The 16,610-nt window shown below is 68.9% G+C and carries 17 protein-coding genes and 2 pseudogenes; 8 read left to right on the top strand and 11 right to left on the bottom strand.

Going from position 1 to position 16,610, the window contains the following annotated elements; genetic code table 11:
* Positions 1-141: 141 nt before the first annotated feature.
* Positions 142-1,464 (bottom strand): glutamate--tRNA ligase, encoded by a 1,323-nt coding sequence (gene gltX / locus TY51_RS16900; RefSeq protein ID WP_042251701.1) that lies wholly within the window; start codon positions 1,462-1,464, stop codon positions 142-144.
* Positions 1,465-1,544: 80 nt separating this feature from the next.
* Here gltX and TY51_RS16895 point away from each other — a divergent pair, with 80 nt between their 5' ends.
* From TY51_RS16895 to TY51_RS24640, 3 genes are read left to right on the top strand one after another with little or no spacing between them, the layout of a single operon-like run.
* Complete coding sequence (locus TY51_RS16895; RefSeq protein WP_042251699.1) at positions 1,545-1,952, top strand: metallopeptidase family protein; 408 nt, start codon at positions 1,545-1,547, stop codon at positions 1,950-1,952.
* A 1-nt stretch (position 1,953) separates the two neighbouring features.
* Positions 1,954-2,631, top strand: a complete 678-nt coding sequence (locus TY51_RS16890; RefSeq protein ID WP_373960732.1) for a 1-phosphofructokinase family hexose kinase — start codon at positions 1,954-1,956, stop codon at positions 2,629-2,631.
* Positions 2,604-2,906: a PfkB family carbohydrate kinase gene (locus tag TY51_RS24640; protein WP_373960731.1), complete on the top strand. Its 303-nt coding sequence runs from the start codon at positions 2,604-2,606 to the stop codon at positions 2,904-2,906. Before TY51_RS16890 ends, TY51_RS24640 begins: the two co-directional genes overlap by 28 nt.
* A gap of 51 nt (positions 2,907-2,957) precedes the next feature.
* Here the strand turns inward: TY51_RS24640 and TY51_RS16885 are convergent, their stop codons facing one another.
* Positions 2,958-3,284 carry a DUF6280 family protein gene (locus TY51_RS16885; RefSeq protein ID WP_042251710.1) on the bottom strand — a complete coding sequence of 109 codons (327 nt, stop codon included), beginning with the start codon at positions 3,282-3,284 and terminating at the stop codon, positions 2,958-2,960.
* Between the two features lie 373 nt (positions 3,285-3,657).
* Between TY51_RS16885 and efp the strand changes: the two genes are divergently transcribed.
* From efp to TY51_RS16870, 3 genes are all read left to right on the top strand, one after another.
* The gene (gene efp / locus TY51_RS16880) at positions 3,658-4,221 is read left to right on the top strand and encodes an elongation factor P (RefSeq protein ID WP_042251708.1); all 564 of its coding nucleotides are present in this window, start codon (positions 3,658-3,660) and stop codon (positions 4,219-4,221) included.
* Between the two features lie 144 nt (positions 4,222-4,365).
* Positions 4,366-5,349 (top strand): MBL fold metallo-hydrolase, encoded by a 984-nt coding sequence (locus tag TY51_RS16875; protein WP_231559116.1) that lies wholly within the window; start codon positions 4,366-4,368, stop codon positions 5,347-5,349.
* Complete coding sequence (locus TY51_RS16870; protein WP_042251698.1) at positions 5,346-5,711, top strand: DoxX family protein; 366 nt, start codon at positions 5,346-5,348, stop codon at positions 5,709-5,711. The genes TY51_RS16875 and TY51_RS16870 overlap by 4 nt, the downstream gene beginning before the upstream one ends.
* Here the strand turns inward: TY51_RS16870 and dinB are convergent.
* The 3 genes from dinB to TY51_RS16855 are packed head-to-tail and all read right to left on the bottom strand — an operon-like array spanning position 5,708 to position 9,164.
* A complete protein-coding gene (dinB, locus tag TY51_RS16865) occupies positions 5,708-6,787 on the bottom strand; it encodes a DNA polymerase IV (protein WP_042251695.1) in 1,080 nt (359 codons plus the stop codon). The two genes, TY51_RS16870 and dinB, sit on opposite strands and share 4 nt — an antisense overlap.
* On the bottom strand, positions 6,784-7,503 hold the full coding sequence (locus TY51_RS16860) for a folate-binding protein YgfZ (protein WP_042251693.1): 720 nt from the start codon (positions 7,501-7,503) through the stop codon (positions 6,784-6,786). The genes dinB and TY51_RS16860 overlap by 4 nt, the downstream gene beginning before the upstream one ends.
* Positions 7,500-9,164: an ABC transporter ATP-binding protein gene (locus TY51_RS16855; protein ID WP_081995195.1), complete on the bottom strand. Its 1,665-nt coding sequence runs from the start codon at positions 9,162-9,164 to the stop codon at positions 7,500-7,502. The genes TY51_RS16860 and TY51_RS16855 overlap by 4 nt, the downstream gene beginning before the upstream one ends.
* 297 nt (positions 9,165-9,461) lie before the next feature.
* Here TY51_RS16855 and TY51_RS16850 point away from each other — a divergent pair, with 297 nt between their 5' ends.
* Positions 9,462-10,655 carry an alanine--glyoxylate aminotransferase family protein gene (locus TY51_RS16850; protein ID WP_042251690.1) on the top strand — a complete coding sequence of 398 codons (1,194 nt, stop codon included), beginning with the start codon at positions 9,462-9,464 and terminating at the stop codon, positions 10,653-10,655.
* 185 nt (positions 10,656-10,840) lie between these two features.
* On the opposite strand, the gene rsmD is transcribed toward TY51_RS16850, so the two are convergent.
* Together rsmD and TY51_RS16840 are read right to left on the bottom strand one after the other, a co-directional pair.
* Positions 10,841-11,416 carry a 16S rRNA (guanine(966)-N(2))-methyltransferase RsmD gene (gene rsmD / locus TY51_RS16845; protein WP_042251687.1) on the bottom strand — a complete coding sequence of 192 codons (576 nt, stop codon included), beginning with the start codon at positions 11,414-11,416 and terminating at the stop codon, positions 10,841-10,843.
* A 76-nt stretch (positions 11,417-11,492) separates the two neighbouring features.
* Positions 11,493-12,695, bottom strand: a complete 1,203-nt coding sequence (locus tag TY51_RS16840; protein ID WP_042251684.1) for an NAD(P)/FAD-dependent oxidoreductase — start codon at positions 12,693-12,695, stop codon at positions 11,493-11,495.
* A 74-nt stretch (positions 12,696-12,769) separates the two neighbouring features.
* Here TY51_RS16840 and TY51_RS16835 point away from each other — a divergent pair, with 74 nt between their 5' ends.
* Complete coding sequence (locus TY51_RS16835) at positions 12,770-13,255, top strand: peroxiredoxin (RefSeq protein WP_042251681.1); 486 nt, start codon at positions 12,770-12,772, stop codon at positions 13,253-13,255.
* 153 nt (positions 13,256-13,408) lie between these two features.
* Here TY51_RS16835 and TY51_RS16830 read toward each other — a convergent pair.
* From TY51_RS16830 to TY51_RS16815, 4 genes and pseudogenes are all read right to left on the bottom strand, one after another.
* A pseudogene (locus TY51_RS16830) lies at positions 13,409-14,460 on the bottom strand (GNAT family N-acetyltransferase); the annotation flags it as partial.
* Between the two features lie 113 nt (positions 14,461-14,573).
* The gene (locus tag TY51_RS16825; RefSeq protein WP_042251678.1) at positions 14,574-15,323 is read right to left on the bottom strand and encodes a glycerophosphodiester phosphodiesterase family protein; all 750 of its coding nucleotides are present in this window, start codon (positions 15,321-15,323) and stop codon (positions 14,574-14,576) included.
* A complete protein-coding gene (locus TY51_RS16820) occupies positions 15,323-15,778 on the bottom strand; it encodes a RidA family protein (protein ID WP_042251675.1) in 456 nt (151 codons plus the stop codon). The genes TY51_RS16825 and TY51_RS16820 overlap by 1 nt, the downstream gene beginning before the upstream one ends.
* Positions 15,779-15,821: 43 nt before the next feature.
* Positions 15,822-16,610, bottom strand: a pseudogene (locus TY51_RS16815) (chromosome segregation protein SMC); the annotation flags it as partial.

Raw genomic sequence — 16,610 nt, 5'->3', positions numbered from 1 at the left:
GATTTTGAATACACGCTCAGGTTGAATATATAATTCCTATTCAACCCTAGAAAACATGTCGGCATTCCGCCAATCATGCCTGATGTTACGCGGGCGCAAACCGGATTGTCCCGGATGCGCCCGCATACATTGTCGGTGGGTTCAGGAACGCGCCTTGACGACCTGCAGCAGGGGCATGACGTCGGACATGTCGGGGCCGTGGGCCTGGCCGGTGACGGCCTTGCGCAGCGGCATGAACAGGCCCTTGCCCTTGCGGCCGGTGGCCTCCTTGACCGCGGTCGTCCATTCGCCCCAGGTCGCGTCGGTGAACGGACCCGCAGGCAACAGGGTCATGGCCTGGGCGATGAACGCGGCATCCTCGGGGTCGATCTGCGGCTCGGCGCCTTCGCTGAAGATGCGCCACCAGTCGGCCAGATCGTCCAGGCGGGTGATGTTCTGCGAGGCCACGCGCCAGAACCGTTCGGCCTGATCGTCAGGCACGCCCAAGGCCGCGATGCGGTCGGCGACGGCGGCAAGGGGCAGCGCCTGGTTGCGTTCGCGGGTCAGCGGCCACAGATCCTCGGCATCGAACTTGGTGGGCGACGCGCCGAACTGGCCCAGATCGAACGCCTGCGCCAGATCGTCCAGCGATGCCAGTGCGACCGGCACGCCCGATCCCAACCGCGCCATCAGCGCGATCAGCGCCTCGGGGGCGACGCCCGCCTCGCGCAGGTCCTTGAGCGACAGCGCGCCGATGCGCTTGGACAGCTCCTCGCCCTTGGCGCCGGTCAGAAGGCTGTGATGGGCGAAGGCGGGGGGCGTGCCGCCGATGGCCTGGATGATCTGGATCTGGGTCGCGGTGTTGGTCACGTGGTCGGACCCGCGCACGATATGGGTCACGCCCATGTCGGTGTCGTCCACGCTGCTGGCAAAGGTGTAGAGCACCTGACCGTCGGCGCGGATCAGCACCGGGTCGCTGACCGACGCCGCGTCGATCGAGATGTCGCCCAGGATACCGTCGGTCCATTCGATCCGGTTCTGGTCGAGCAGGAAGCGCCAGTATCCCTCGCGCCCCTCGGCCCGCAGGCGATCCTTGTCGGCATCCGACAGCGACAGGCCGGTGCGGTCATAGACCGGCGGCTTGCCCATGTTCAAAAGCTTCTTGCGCTTCAGGTCCAGTTCGACCGGGGTCTCGAAGACCTCATACAGGCGACCCGACGCGCGCAGCGCATCGGCCTCGGCGCGATAGCGGTCCATGCGCAGCGACTGACGCTCCACCCGGTCCCAGTGCAGGCCCAGCCATTCCAGGTCGCGCTGGATGCCGTCGACATATTCCTGCTTGCTGCGTTCCTGGTCGGTGTCGTCCAGGCGCAGGATGAAGGTGCCGCCGGCCTTGCGGGCGATCAGATAGTTGAACAGCGCGGTGCGCAGGTTGCCGACGTGGATGTGGCCGGTGGGCGAGGGCGCGAAACGGGTGATGGTCATGGGGCGTCTCCTGTTGCTGTTGCTCTTTCACAGCCGGGCATTTTTGTCCATATCGGGGGGACCATGCAGGAGGCGCTGGAATGAGTGACTGGAACGGCCGCACGGCCCCCGACGCGGCCGAGATCGAGGCCATGGCCCGGCACGCCATGACCACCCTGCCCCCCGAATTCCGCGAAGCCGCGGCCCAGGTCGCCATCCGCGTCGCCGAATTCGCCCCCGAGGACGTGCTGGACGAATTGCAGATCGACGACCCGTTCGACCTGACCGGCATCTATGACGGCATTCCGGTGACCGAAAAATCGATCAGCGACCAGCCGGGCGGGCCGGACATCATCTGGCTGTACCGCCGCCCGATCATGGACGAATGGGCGTCGCGCGGCGACGTGTCCCTGGGCGACCTGGTCGTGCACATCGTCACGCACGAGATGGCGCATCATTTCGGCTGGTCCGACGACGACATCGCCACCATCGACCAGTGGTGGGAATGAGATGAGCGGTCAGGCCCCGATCCTGACCGTCACGCTGAACCCGGCGCTGGACCTGTCGACCGCCGCCGACAGCGTCGTGCCCGACCTCAAGCTGCGCTGCGACAAGCCGGTCGTCGATCCGGGCGGCGGCGGCATCAATGTCAGCAGGGCGATCAAGCTTATCGGCGGCCAGTCCACCGCGATGGTGGCCCTGGGCGGCGCCACCGGACAGCGCATGGCGGACATGCTGAAATCGGCGGGGCTCAAGGTGCTGCGCCTGACCGCGCCTGGGGAAACCCGCCAGTCGCTGGCCGTCACCGACCGCACGACGGGCGGCCAGTACCGCTTTGTGATGCCCGGACCGGAATGGCACATGACCCAGCTGGCCAGCACCATCGCCGCCATCGCCGAGGCCGCGCTGGCCGGGGGCTGGGTGGTCGTGTCGGGGTCGAACCCGCCCGGCATCGCGCCGGGGTTCGAACAGATGCTGACCGTCAGGCTCAAGGACGGGCGGGCGCGGCTACTGGTCGACACGTCCGGCGACGCGTTGCGGGCGCTGGCGGGATCGTCGATCCCCGTCGACGTGCTGCGCATGGACAGCCACGAGGCCGAGGGCTGGCGGGCCGCCCCCTGCCCCTGCGCAGCGACAGCGCCGATTTCGCGGCGGGCCTGGTGCGCAACGGTGCTGCGAAATCGGTGATCGTGGCGCGGGGCGCGGACGGATCGGTCATCGCCGGCCCCGACGGCGCCTGGCACGCCGAGGCCGCGCCGGTGCGCGTGGTCAGTGCCGTGGGCGCGGGCGACAGCTTTGTCGCGGGTTTCGTCTTGGCCGCCGCGCGCGACTGGCCCATGCACGAGGCGCTGGCCCTTGGTGCCGCCGCTGCGTCGGCCGCCGTCATGACCCCCGCGACCGAACTGTGCAACGCAGCCGACGTGCGCCATTTCTATTCGCAGCGCGTGGTGACGCGGCTGTAACAAAAGAGGCCGCCCGAACGGGGCGGCCCTGATCGTCGATGCGCGCAGGCTTCAGGCGGCTTCGGCTTCCTCGGCCTCGGCGGCCATGCGACGCTCGCTCTCCTCGCGCGACAGCGCGACAGAGGTGCGCACGCCCTTGGAGACGAATTCCATCAGGCCCTTGACCACTCGCTCGTTCGGGTCGATCCCGGCGCAGGACAGCACCTCGCGGCCATCGCGCGACCGCGCCCACCGGGCGATCTGCTCGGGGCCGTTTCCATATTTCTTGTCATCCGCAATGGCATCATCCAAGGCCGCCAGCACCACGGCTGCAAACAGCTTGCGGGCACGCTGGCCTTGTTCGAAATTGAAGGCCGAGCCGTCGACAAAATCGCGCATCTTGTTTTCGTCCATTCTCTTGCGGCCCCGTTCGGGTAACAGGGCCATGTGGGGAAAACTTGACGTTTCCCCTGTTTCTTGAATCCGTTTCTCTGACGGTGCCTGCTGCCTTAGCCTTTCGGCCCGCCGATTCGGTATCCCTTCACTCGCATGTCTGCCATGTCCTTACTGCATGCCGCGCAAATTGCGGGGAAAATCGTAACCCCATGGCGACACTGACGTGGCGATAGCCCTGTTGGCACCTTGACAACGCCGCAGTTCCGATCTGGTTGCCTGATGCCGCAGCCCTCGATATAGGGGGCCAAGATTGTCGTTCAACGGCTGGCATTGCCAGGACGGCCCGAAATTTCCGCAAACGCACGAGACCCATCCCATGCCCAAGATCAACGGCAATGAAATCCGCCCCGGCAACATCCTGGAACATGACGGGGGCCTGTGGGGCGCCGTCAAGGTCAACCACGTCAAGCCCGGCAAGGGCGGCGCCTTTGCCCAGGTCGAGCTGAAGAACCTGCGCGACGGCCGCAAGCTGAACGAGCGGTTCCGCTCGGAGGACAAGGTCGAGCGCGTCCGCCTGGACCAGAAGGACCAGCAGTTCCTGTACGAATCCGACGGCAAGCTGGTCTTCATGGACAGCGAGACGTTCGAGCAGACCGAGCTGGACGCCGACCTTCTGGGCGACCGCCGCCCCTTCCTGCAGGACGGCATGACCGCCACCATCGAATACTATGGCGAGGAGGCTCTGTCGGTCTCGATCCCGCAAAAGGTCACCTGCACCGTCGCCGAGACAGAGCCGGTCGTGAAGGGCCAGACGGCCGCCAACAGCTACAAGCCGGCGATCCTGGACAACGGCGTGCGCATCATGATCCCGCCCTTCGTGGGCGAGGGCGAGGCGATCGTCGTCAACACCGAGATGTTCGAATACAGCGAACGCGCCTGATCCATACCCCGACCCGACCACGCGCGCCCGCAGGCCCCTGCGGCGCGTCGCGTTCTCACCTTTGCGTGATCGCGAACAAGGGGCGTGGTACCGGACGCGGCTTCGCGGGAATGATCGCGCAGACCCCATAAGATGGAGATGCCCGTGACCGTCCTGTCCCGCCGCCACCTGATGCTGACCGCCGCGGGCGCCGCCGTCGCGATGCCCTTTCTGGGCCGCGGCCTGGTCTTCGCCCAGGAACCCGCCGCCGCCGCAATCCCGGCCTTTGTGCCGACCGTCCACACCCGCACGCTTGGCGGGACCACCGTCACCACCATCGCCGACGGGCATTTCGATTTCGCCAAGGATCTGGTCGTCAACCTGGACGACGCCGCCTATGGCGCGGCCCTGCGTGCCGCCTATCTGGACCCCGAACAGCCGATCCGCGTGCCGGTCAGCGTCCACCTGATCCGCCAGGGCGACCAGCTGACGCTGGTCGATGCGGGCGGCGGGTCGGCCTTTGGGCCCACCACGGGGCATCTGGCGGCATCGCTGGCGGCGTTGGGCGTGACGCCCGACCAGATCACCCGGATCGTGATGACGCACCTGCATCCCGACCATGCCGGCGGACTGGTGGGCGATGCGGGCGCGGTCTTTGCCAACGCCGCCCTGCACGTGAACGAGGACGAGCTGGCCTTCTGGACCGACGAGGCCACGGCCAGCGCCGCGCCCGCCGACTTCCAGCCCTTCTTCGCGCTGGCCCGCGGGGTGCGCGACGCCTATGGCGACCGCATCCAGACCTTTGCGGGTGAGGCCGACCTGGGCGGCGGCATCACCACGATGGCCCTGCCCGGCCACACGCCGGGCCACAGCGGCCTGCGCCTGTCGGATGGCGACGCGCAGATGATCATTCTGGGCGACGCCGCGGCGCTGGCCGCGCTGCAGTTCCGGCACCCGGATGCGGGCGTGGCCTTCGACACCGACGCAGGACAGGCCGCCACCACCCGGCGCAACCTGCTGCAGATGGTCACCGCCGACCGGATCGCGGTGGCGGGCACGCACCTGCCCTTCCCCGGCATCGGCCATGTGGAATCGCGCGGCGACGCCTTTGCGTGGGTTCCCGAAGACTGGTTCGCGACCCGCGCATGAACAACGCCCTGAACCTGACCGGCCGCCTGCTGATCGCGATGCTGTTCATCGGCGGCGCGGTCCAGAAGGTGGGAGAGCCGACCCAGGTGATCCGCATGATCGAAAGCCTGGGCCTGCCCGGTCAACTGGTCTGGCCGGTCGCGGCCTTCAACCTGGTCGCGGGGATCTGCTTGATGCTGGGTCCGCGCGTGCGGACCTGGGCGCTGCTGCTGGCCCTCTATTGCATCGGGACCAGCTGGTTTCACTGGCAGCTGCGCGCCGACCCGTGGCAGGTCACCATCGTGGTCAAGAACTGGGCCGTGGCCGGGGGCCTGCTGATCCTGGCGGCGCAGGGTCCGGGCCGGTGGGTCCGCTGGCGCTAGTCGAACAGCGACAGCTGGGCGGGACCGTCATCGGGGCCTTGGAACCCCGACAGGGTCACGCCCAGCAGCCGCGCGCCCCGCGGATCGGGCAGCACGCCCGCCGCCAGGTCGCGGGCGATGGACAGCAGTTCCACCTGTGACGCCACAGCGTGGCCCAAGCTGCGCGCCCGCGTGATCTGCTGGAAATCGGCGAACTTGACCTTCAGCGTCACGGTCCGCCCGCGCAGGTCGTGGCGCGCGACGGCGGCCCAGACCTTGGCGGCCAACGGCTCCAGCGCCTCCAGCGCGCCGTCCAGCGCCATGATGTCGACGGAATAGGTGTTCTCGGCCCCCACCGACTTGCGGATGCGGTTGGGGCTGACGCGCCGGTGGTCGATGCCGCGCGCGATGTTCCAATAGTAGCGCCCTGCCTTGCCGAACCGGCGCAGCAGGAAATCCAGGTCCTGCGCATGCAGGTCGGCCCCGGTGGCGATGCCCATCGCCTGCATCTTGGCCGCCGTGGCGGGGCCCACGCCGTGGAACTTGCCCACCGGCAGGGCCAGCACAAAGTCCGGCCCCCGGTCCGGCGTGATGACGCACAGCCCGTCGGGCTTGTTCTGGTCCGATGCCAGCTTGGCCAGGAACTTGTTGTAGCTGACGCCCGCGCTGGCGGTCAGCCCCGTCGCCTCGCGGATGCGGGCGCGGATCTGGGCCGCGATCTTGGTCGCGGTGCGGCCCTCCAGGTGGTCGGTCACGTCCAGATAGGCTTCGTCCAGCGACAGCGGTTCGACCAGGGGCGTATAGTCCAGGAAGATGTCGCGGATCTGCTGGCTGACCTGTTTGTAGACGTCGAACCGGTGGCGCACGAAGATCAGGTCCGGGCACAGCCGCGCCGCCGTCACCGAGGGCATGGCCGACCGTACCCCGAACACCCGCGCCTCATAGCTGGCGGCGGCCACGACGCCGCGGGCCGCCGATCCGCCCACGGCCACCGGCTTGCCGCGCAGTTCCGGGAAATCGCGCTGTTCGACCGAGGCGAAGAAGGCATCCATGTCGATATGGATGATCTTGCGCGTCTCGGGCGCGGGGTCGGTCACAGCGGGGAAAGCCGCGCCTCGCCGGCCTGCATGTCGGGGGCCACGCGGTCGTGGCGGACATGGGCGATGGCCTGCCCGCCCGACTGCGTAAACACGGTGCCCACCTCGCGCCCGTCGGCGGTGATGGGGGTGCCCGCGGGGACCGCGCCGTCGATGCGCAGCACGGCCAGACCCTTGCGCAGTTCGGTCTTGTGCTTCATCCGCGCGGTGACCTCCTGCCCGACATAGCAGCCCTTGCGGAAATCGACGCCGTGCAGGCGTTCGAACCCGGCCTCCAGGATATAGGTGTCGTTCGGGGTCAGCTCGACCAGGGTCTCGGGGATGCAATGCGCGACGCGGATGGCGTCCCAATCGGTGCCGTCATCGCCCGCCGCGCCATAATGACGCCAGCCAAGCGCCGGGTGGCGCGGGTCGGCCACGGCCCCGTCCGGCGCGGGACCGGTGCCGCGGGCCACGGGCATGTCCACCGCCTCCAGCACGACCTTGCTGCGCAGCTTGTACATCGACAGGCGGCGGATCAGATCGTCGGCCAGCCGCGCATCGACGTCGATCAGCAGCGCATCGCCATCGGGCACGATCAGGAAATCGGCCAGGTACTTGCCCTGCGGCGTCAGCATCGCGGCCCAGACGGGGGCACGGGCCACATCGTTGGTCACCAGCCCCTGCAGGAAGGGCACGCGGTCCTCGCCGGTCAGGCGGATGATCTGGCGGGTCATTCATGGTCTCCGAATTGCAGCGCGACAAGGCGGGCATAGGCGCCGCCCTTGGCCATCAACTGGTCATGGCTGCCCTGTTCCACAACCCGTCCCGATTCCATCACCACGATCTTGTCGGCATTGCGGATCGTCGACAGGCGGTGCGCGATGACCAGCGTGGTGCGCCCCGCAGACAGGTGGTCCAGCGCATCCTGGACCAGCCGTTCGCTGGCGGTGTCCAGCGCGCTGGTCGCCTCGTCCAGCAGCAGCACGGGCGCGTCGCGCAGCAGCGCGCGGGCGATCGCCACGCGCTGGCGCTGACCGCCCGACAGGGCCGATCCGCGCGGGCCGACGGGGCTGTCCAGCGTGCGCTGATCGTCCAGGAAGTTGCTGACATTGGCGGCCTTCAACGCGGCCTGCAGGTCGGCGTCCGACGCATCGGGGCGCCCCATCAGGATGTTGTCGCGCAGGCTTTCGTCGAACAGCGCCGATTCCTGCGCCACGGTCGAATACTGGTCGCGCAGCACGCCCAGATCGTAGTCGCTGACCGGCGCGCCGCCCAAGGTGACCAGCCCCCGGTCCGCGTCGACCATCCGCGTCAGCAGATTGAACACCGTCGATTTCCCCGCCCCCGACGGGCCGACCAGCGCGGTGGTGCGCCCGGCCTCGGCGGTGAAGGACAGCCCGTGGAGGACGACCTGCCCGTCATAGGACAGCCAGACGTCGTCCAGAACGATCTGGGTCGTGTCCGGGGGCGCGGTGCGGGGGCCGGACACCACGGTCGGGCGCGTGTCGAAGACGTGATAGATGCGTTCCAGGCTGGCGGCGGCGGTCTGCCAGACGCCCGCGATCCCGCCAAGGCGGCGCATCGGCTGGAATGCCAGCGCCAGCGCGGTGAAGAAGGCCATGAAATCGCCGACGCTGCGGTCGCCGTCCATCACCTGGTTGCCGCCCAACGCCAGCACCGCGACGAAACCGATGCCCGTGACCACGTCGGTCAGCGCCGGGATCACGCTGGAGGTCGCGGCGACCTTGGTCTCGGACGCCCGGATGCGGGCCACGATGGCCGCGAAACGGGCGGTCTGGTCGGCCTCGGCCCGGTTCAGCCGGATCGAGGCGATGCCGTGCAGCACCTCGTCCAGCCGGGTGGCGCGCAGGCCCGCGTTCACGCGGTTCTGGCGAACCTTGCGGCGGATGTATTTCTGCACCAGCGCGGCGGGCATGATCAGGATCGGCGCCCCCACCAGCGCCCCCAAGGTCCAGATCGGGTCGATGGTCAGCGCCACCCCGAACAGCATCACCAGGCTGATCGCGTCGCGCGTGGCTCCCGTGATCAGCGTCGCCCAGACCCCCTGGACGGCCATGGTGTCACCCTGGATCCGCTCGATCATGGCGCCGGGCGAATTGTCGCGGAAAAAGCGGCTGTCCAGCGTCAGGATATGCGCCAGCAGCTGTGTCTGCATGGTCGTCGACACCGCCAGAGAGATCGTCGTCAGCAACGCGCGACTGGCCACCAGCGTGACCGCGCGCAACAGGAAGATGCCAAAGATCGCGGCCCCCACCCACCAGATCGCGCCCGGCTGCTTGCCGATGAAGACCAGGTCGAACAGCGGCTTCAGCATCCAGCTGATCAGCGCCAGGGTCGATCCCTCCAGCGTCATCAGGAAAAAGGCCATCGCCATCTTGCCCCGATGCGGCCGCAGATAGTCGTCCCACAACCGCCGCAGCAGGCCCGGCACCTTGGACGCATCCGGGGCGGGCGGCACGGTCGCGCCGCGCGTCGCGGCGGCAATCAATCGGGAGGGGCTGTCCTGGCGCGGGTCCACGTGTCTGTCGGGCCTTTCGGTCGCGGGCGCGGGCGCCCTTTTCGATCACGCCCAGCCATACCCCTTTCCGACCTTGCGCCACAAGGCCACGCCCCGTTGACGCGGGCGGGGTGTGGCCCTACCGATCTTGCACGATGTGAAGGAACGCTTGCGATGAGCCTTGCCCCCGGACCCGACCTGATTGCAATTCCCGGCCCCTCTCCGGTGCCGGCGCGCGTGCTGAACGCGGCTCACCGGGCCTCGCCCGACATCTATGGCGATGATCTGGCGCAGGTGAACCTGCAGGTCATGGCCCAGCTGAAGCGGCTGGCGGGCACGCGGGCGCATCTGGCCCCCTATATCGGCAACGGCCATGCCGGGTGGGAGGCCGCATCCGCCAACATGTTCGCCCCCGGCGATCTGGCGCTGGTGCTGACCAGCGGCCATTTCGGTCGGTCCTGGGCCGAGATGACCGAGGGCCTGGGCGTCCAGGTCGAGCGGATGGATTTCGGCGCGCTGGCCCCTGATCCCGCACGCCTGGCCGCGCGCCTGGCCCAAGACCCGCAGGGCCGCATCCGCGCCGTGATGGTGTGTCAGACCGACACCGCCAGCGCGACCTTGGCCGATATCCGCGCGATCCGGGCCGCGATGGGCGATCACCCGGCGCTGCTGGTCGTCGATGCGATCGCGTCCCTTGGCTGCGCGCCGATGCGGATGGACGATTGGGGCGTCGACGTGCTGATCGCCGCCAGCCAGAAGGGCCTGATGTGCCCGCCCGGCACGGTCTTCGTATGGTTTTCCGACAAGGCGGCGGCGCGGGGCCGGACGTCGCTGACCTCTCCGTGGTGGGACTGGCACCTGCGGGCCGGGTCGGACGCGCTGTGGCGATGGTGGGGCGGCACGCCGCCGGTCCAACAGATCTTTGCCCTGTCCGAGGCGCTGACGATGATCCTGGACGAAGAGGGGCTGGAAGCCACTTGGACGCGGCACGATCGGCTGGCCCGCGCGACCTGGGCTGCGGTCGACGCCTGGTCGGTCGGCGGCGGCATCCGCCTGTCGGTGGCCGATCCCGGTGCCCGCTCCTGCTCGGTGACAGCGGTGACGCTGCCCGGCGCCGACGCGTTGCGGGCTTGGGTCACGCGCGAATGCGGGGTGACGCTTGGCGTGGGCCTGGGCGCGCCCGACCCGTCGGGCGCGCTGCGGATCGCGCATATGGGCCACACAAACGCGGGTGTCCTGATGGGCACGTTGGGCGCGATCGAGGCCGGGCTGACCGCCCTCGACATCCCGCACGGCCCCGGCGCACTAGAGGCGGCAGCGGGCAGCATCGCCCGTTCCGCAACGTGTGCGGGCGGCGGCCGGCACTGACGCGCCGGGCCGCCGAAGGCAGGCCCGGCGCCACCGAACGGTCCCCGCGGCGTCAGGTGCATCATACGCCAGGCAACCAAATGGCGTCGTGCAACTAAGGTGCACCGCCGGTGACTGCCGGAACGTTCTTGTCGCATGATCGCAGCTCGGCCCGCGATCAGCCCTTTGCTGTCAGACTTAGGCTGTTACTCACCCTCGGCAGCCGCAACGCGCGCCAGCGTCACCACGGTGTCACCATAGCTGCGCCGATCCAGCAACGTCACCGCCGCAGGCAGCAGGGGTGGGCGCGATTCCTCCCAGATGATCCAGCCACCGCCGCCGATCCAGCCGCCTTGCAGCGCAGAGGCCAGCGCGACCTCTCCACGGCCCTGTCCATAGGGCGGATCCAGGAAGACGACGTCGAACGCGGGGCCCGCGTGCAGTCCCAGCTTGGTCGCGTCGCGGCGTAGCAGGGTCGTCGCCGCCTGCGAACGGGCCTTGGCGACGTTCTGGCGCATCAGGGCATGCGCCCGGGCACCGTCATCGACCAAGGTCGCATGGGACGCGCCGCGCGACAGGGCCTCCAGCCCCAAGGCACCGGTCCCTGCGAAGAGGTCCAGCACCCGCGCCCCCGGCAGAGGGTTGCCGTGCGTGCCGTTGATCAGCAGGTTGAAGATCGCCTCGCGGACGCGGTCGGTGGTGGGACGCAGATGCGCGGCCGGATCGCCCTCGCCCAGGTCCGTCAGCTTCAAGCCGCGCAGCGTACCGCCGACGATCCTCATGATTGCGTCCCGCGGTGGCAGCTGGGGGCATCCTGCCCCCAGCACCCCCCTGGGCCGGCCTGCGAACAGAACCCGGTCATGCCAGAAGCGCCTTGAGGTCAGGCACGGTGGGGATCACCGCCGGATCGGGGCTGATCCCGCCCTCGATCAGCCGCTTGCCGATCATGTAGGCGCGGGCATCGTTCAGCGCATCGACGGCGATCAGGGCCCCCTGTCGGTAATACCAGACCGACGCGACATGATCGCCCTGCCCCGCGCGCCTCACGACCTGATCGTGCCCCGCGTTCAGCCCCGCGATCTGCAGCTTGGCGTCGAACTGGTCCGACCAGAACCAGGCCTTGGGCGCGTAATCGCGCACCAGTCCCATCATATTGTCCGCCACGCATTCCGCCATGTCGATCGCCCCGCCCACGCTTTCCAACCGCAGCCGCCCGCCCTGCCAGGGCGTGCTGGCGCAATCACCCGCGGCCCAGACCGACGGGTCGGACGTGCGGCCGTGTTGGTCGGTCGCGATGCCGTTGTCCAGATCCAGCCCCGCCGTGCCGGCCAGCCCGGTCTCCGGCAGCACGCCGATGCCCATGATCACCAGATCCGCGTCGATCTGCCGACCGTCGATCATCGCGACGCCGGTCGCGCGCTCCTCCCCGGTGATGCGGCTGATCCCCGTGCCCTCCAGAATCGTGACGCCATGCGCGCGGTGCAGCGCGCGGATCATATCCGACGTTTCGGCCGCCGCGACCCGGCCCAGGATGCGGGGCGCGGCCTCGATCAGCGTGACCTCCAGGCCCAGCTTGCGTGCGACCGCTGCCGCCTCCAACCCGATATAGCCGCCGCCGATGACCACCAGACGCCGGCCTTCGCGCATCTGCGGGGCCAGCGCGTCGACATCGGCCAGGCTGCGGATCACATATGTGCCGGGCAGGTCGCCGCCCATTGCCGCCGGCAGGCGGCGCGGCGCCGCCCCGGTCGTCAGCGCCAGCGCGTCATAGGGATAGCTGCCCCGGTCGGTCGTCAGCACCCGCCCGTGCGCGTCGATCGACAGCGCCGTCTCCGACAGGTGCAGCGCGATCCCCTGATCGCGCCACCATTCGGGCGCGCGCAACGTCAGGCGGTCCAGACCCATCTGCCCCAGCAGATAGGCCTTGGACAGGGGCGGGCGCTGATAGGGGGCGGCGGGCTCGTTCCCGATCACGGTCAGCGGCCCCTCGTGGCCCCTGGCCCGCAGCCGCGCGGCCATCGAGGCCGCCGCCTGCCCCCCTCCCACGATCACGATGCGCATCCGCCGCCTCTCTGGTCTGTTTGCCGGGGGCACCCTATAGTCGCCGCGAATCCGTTGCAATTCAGGAGAATGCGATGACCATCACCGCCGGAGACAAGCTGCCCCAGGGCCAATTGCTGCGCGTGGGCGAGGCCGGCCCCGAGACCGTCGACACCGCCGATCTGATGCAGGGCAAGGTCGCACTGTTCGGCCTGCCGGGCGCCTTCACCGGCACCTGCACGAACGCGCACATGCCCAGCTTCGTGCGCAGCGCCGACGCGTTCCGCGCCAAGGGCGTGTCGCGCATCGTCTGCATCACCGTAAACGACCCCTTCGTGACCAAGGCCTGGGCCGACCAGACCGGCGCGACCGAGGCCGGGATCGAGGTTCTGGCCGATGCCGACGGCAGCATGACCAAGGCCCTGGGCCTGGACTTCACCGCCCCGCCCGTCGGCTTCTTCGGCCGCTGCAAGCGCTTTGCGGCCTATGTCGAGGACGGCGTGGTGAAATCCATGGATGTCGAGGACAGCCCCGGCACCTGCACCGTCAGCGCCGGAGAGGCGCTGCTGGAAAAGGTCTGACACCGGACCGACAGCACGACACCGGGGGGTCCGGGGGGCTGGCCCCCCGGCGCCTCGCGGGACGCAAAGGCCCGGTCACGGCGACAGCTCGCCCTTTCGGAACGGGGTGAACTCGGCCAGCGCCTCGATCTCGGCGCCCATCGCATCACGTTCCTGATCCAGATAGTTTTCCAGCGCGCGCAAGAAGCCCGGATCGCGCACCCAGTGCAGCGAATGGATCGGCACCGGCTCGTATCCGCGGGCCAGCTTGTGGTCCCCCTGCGCCCCCGCCTCGACCCGGCCCAGTCCATGCGCGATCGCATGGTCGATCGCTGGTGATAGCACAGCTCGAAATGCAAAAACGCGTGGTCGGCCACGCAACCCCAGTAGCGGCCATAGACCGCATCCGGCCCCAGGAAATTCAGCGCCCCCGCGATCGGCTGGCCGTCGATTTCCGCCAGCACCAGCAGGATGTCGTCGCGCATCGTCTCCTGGATGCGGTCGAAGAACGCCCGCGTCAGATAGGGCTGGCCCCATTTCCGCGCGCCGGTATCCTGATAGAACTCCCAGAAGGCATCCCAGTGATGCGGCTTCAGATCGTCGCCGGACAGGTGGCGGATCGTGCCGCCGAACCCCTGCGCACGGGCCCGTTCCTTGCGCAGGTCCTTGCGCTTGCGCGAGGACAGCGCGCCCAGGAAATCATCATAGCTGCCATAGCCGCGGTTCAGCCAGTGATACTGCTGCGTCACGCGCGGCAGGAAACCCGCGGCCTCGCCCAGGTCGGCCTCGTGTTCGGTGCAGAAGGTGACATGCGCGCCCGACACCTCCAGCCGCTCGGCCACCTGCATCAGCCCTGCCAGCAGACCGGCCCGCGCCTCGTCGTCGCGGGCCAGCAGGCGGGCGCCGGTGGCGGGGGTAAAGGGCACCGCGCATTGCAGCTTGGGGTAATACCGCCCGCCCGCCCGCACATAGGCCTGCGCCCAGGCATGGTCGAAGATGTATTCGCCCTGGCTGTGCGATTTCGCATAAAGCGGCGCCGCGGCCACCATCTGACCGTCGCGTTCCAGCGTCAGGTGCAGCGGCTGCCAGCCCGATCCGGTGCCGACAGACCGCGACTGTTCCAGCGCGGACAGGAAGCGGTGCGTGGTGAAGGGATTGCCGTCGCCCAGACCGTCCCAGACCTGTGGGTCGATGGCGGCGATCGAGGGATGAGTCGTCAGGGTCATCATGTCGGTCATGCCCCGGAAGATAGGGTGCGGGGCGCGGCTTGTCAGGTCCCGCCGGTGTCGCGGGGCGCCGCAGGATGGCGCCCTTTGGGTATTTGGGCAACGAAGAGGCGTCAGGTCGCCGCCAGATAGCCTTCGAAGGTGATGTTCGTCGCGACGCGGCGGGCGGCGGCCTCCTCGTCTTGGCTGCGGATCGTCCAGGTCAGCACGGGAATGCCCTGCGCGCGCAGGGCATCGACGCGCGGATTGTCCAGGTCGTTCTTGTCATGCGACACGAAACACGCCCCCACCGCGTCAAAGTCGCGGATCTGGGCCAGTTCCTCGCGGCGGCCGGGGGGAACCTGCATCCAGTCGTCCTCGGGGAAGGCGCAGGTGGTCAGGCCCACCGGCACGTCCGGGGCCGCGGCGCGAAAGGCCGCGATCATGTGCGGGTTGAAGGACATCACCGCCACCGGACCGTCATAGCCCTGCAGCGCCTCGGCCACGCGGGTGGACAGGGTGCCGACACCGGGGCCGCAGGCGCCGTCTTGGTCCTTGATCTCGATCAGCAGGGGCACCTGCCCGGCAATCAGGTCCAGGAACTGCGCCAGTGTCGGCACGCCCTCGGTCGTGCCCAGCAGGCGCAGGCCCGCCAGCGCGTCCCCGTCCAGCGCCCCGACAAAGCCCGCGCGCGCGGTCAGACGCTCCAGCTGATAGTCGTGAAAGACCAGCGGTTCGCCGTTCGGGCCCGGCTGGATGTCACATTCGATACCGTATCCGGCCTCGATCGCCGCGCGGGCGGCGGCCAGGCTGTTTTCCGGCACGCCTGCGCTGTGCAACCCGCGATGGGTGATGGGCACCGTCAGGAAACGCGGGTCCAGCATCAGCGGACCTCGAAGACGGCTTCGATCTCGACCGCGACGCCGAACGGCAGCGAGGGCGCGGACACCGCGGCGCGGGCATGGCGCCCGGCCTCTCCGAAGACCTCGACCATCAGATCGGAACAGCCGTTGATGACCTTGGGCTGATCCGTGAAATCGGGTGTCGAATTGACAAAGCCGGTCAGCTTGACCACCCGCGTCACCCGGTCCAGGTTGCCGATCGCGGCCTTCAGCTGCGCGATCAAGGCCAGTCCACAGCGGCGGGCGGCGGCGGTGCCGTCCTCCAGGCTGGTCGTGTCGCCCAGCTTGCCGATGATCAGGCCGTTGTCATCCGCGCTGATCTGCCCCGAGATGAACACAAGGTTCCCGCTCTGCACGAAGGGGACATAGTTCGCCGCCGGCATGGGCGCTGCGGGAAGGGTGATGCCTTTGTCGGTCAGGGTCTGTTCGACGCTCATGGGGTCCTCGCTTGGTTGTGCCCGGACCCTAACGCGGGTCGCGTCAGGCGACCAGAGCCTCGGCGCGTTTCAGGTCCACGCTGACCAGCTGGCTGACGCCCTGTTCGACCATCGTCACGCCGAACAGCCGGTCCATCCGGCCCATCGTCACCGCATGGTGGGTGATGATCAGGAAGCGCGTGTCGGTCCGGCGCGTCATCTCGTCCAGAAGGTCGCAGAAGCGGCTGACATTGGCGTCGTCCAGCGGCGCGTCGACCTCGTCCAGCACGCAGATGGGCGCAGGGTTGGCCAGGAACACCGCGAATATCAGCGCCATCGCGGTCAACGTCTGTTCGCCCCCCGACAGCAGCGACAGCGTCGACAGGCGCTTGCCCGGAGGCTGGCACATGATCTCCAGCCCCGCATCCAGCGGGTCGTCCGATTCGACCAGGACCAGCCGCGCCTCTCCGCCGCCGAACAGCGTCGTGAACAGCGTCGCGAAATTGGCGTTCACCGTCTCGAACGCGGCCAGCAGGCGTTCGCGCCCCTCGCGGTTCAGGCTGCCGATGCCGGCGCGCAGCTTGCGGATCGCCTCCTCCAGGTCGGTCTTTTCCGCGGCCAGGGCGTCGCGTTCCTCCTCCAGCGCGCGCTTGTCCTCGTCGGCGCGCAGGTTGACGGCGCCAAGCGCGTCGCGGGCGGTGCGCAGGCGGGCGATCTGATCCTCCAGCGCGTCGGCGGGGGCGGTGTCGTCGATCTGGCCCAAGGTGGCGCGCAGCTGATCGGGGGTCTGGTCGGTCTCCTCGGCAATGCGGGCGCGGGCGGCGGTTTCCGCGTCGCGGGCGGCCTCGGCGCG

Origin of the sequence: Paracoccus sp. PAMC 22219, from assembly GCF_000787695.1 — a bacterium.
Taxonomy (GTDB): Bacteria; Pseudomonadota; Alphaproteobacteria; order Rhodobacterales; family Rhodobacteraceae; genus Paracoccus.
The sequence above is the reverse complement of the archived record's forward strand: the minus strand, read 5'-3'. Positions and strand labels throughout refer to the sequence as shown.

Bases quoted from the DNA above. Each gene is read 5' to 3' on its own strand.
- TY51_RS16870 (WP_042251698.1), top strand. From the start codon at position 5,346: ATGAACAACGCCCTGAACCTGACCGGCCGCCTGCTGATCGCGATGCTG.
- TY51_RS16820 (WP_042251675.1), bottom strand. From the start codon at position 15,778: ATGAGCGTCGAACAGACCCTGACCGACAAAGGCATCACCCTTCCCGCA.
- gltX (WP_042251701.1), bottom strand. From the start codon at position 1,464: ATGACCATCACCCGTTTCGCGCCCTCGCCCACCGGCCACATCCACGTC.
- TY51_RS16860 (WP_042251693.1), bottom strand. From the start codon at position 7,503: ATGACCCGCCAGATCATCCGCCTGACCGGCGAGGACCGCGTGCCCTTC.
- TY51_RS16835 (WP_042251681.1), top strand. From the start codon at position 12,770: ATGACCATCACCGCCGGAGACAAGCTGCCCCAGGGCCAATTGCTGCGC.
- TY51_RS16895 (WP_042251699.1), top strand. From the start codon at position 1,545: ATGAGTGACTGGAACGGCCGCACGGCCCCCGACGCGGCCGAGATCGAG.
- TY51_RS16825 (WP_042251678.1), bottom strand. From the start codon at position 15,323: ATGCTGGACCCGCGTTTCCTGACGGTGCCCATCACCCATCGCGGGTTG.
- TY51_RS16850 (WP_042251690.1), top strand. From the start codon at position 9,462: ATGAGCCTTGCCCCCGGACCCGACCTGATTGCAATTCCCGGCCCCTCT.
- TY51_RS16885 (WP_042251710.1), bottom strand. From the start codon at position 3,284: ATGCGCGATTTTGTCGACGGCTCGGCCTTCAATTTCGAACAAGGCCAG.
- TY51_RS16840 (WP_042251684.1), bottom strand. From the start codon at position 12,695: ATGCGCATCGTGATCGTGGGAGGGGGGCAGGCGGCGGCCTCGATGGCC.
- TY51_RS16890 (WP_373960732.1), top strand. From the start codon at position 1,954: ATGAGCGGTCAGGCCCCGATCCTGACCGTCACGCTGAACCCGGCGCTG.
- rsmD (WP_042251687.1), bottom strand. From the start codon at position 11,416: ATGAGGATCGTCGGCGGTACGCTGCGCGGCTTGAAGCTGACGGACCTG.
- efp (WP_042251708.1), top strand. From the start codon at position 3,658: ATGCCCAAGATCAACGGCAATGAAATCCGCCCCGGCAACATCCTGGAA.
- TY51_RS16855 (WP_081995195.1), bottom strand. From the start codon at position 9,164: ATGGCGATGGCCTTTTTCCTGATGACGCTGGAGGGATCGACCCTGGCG.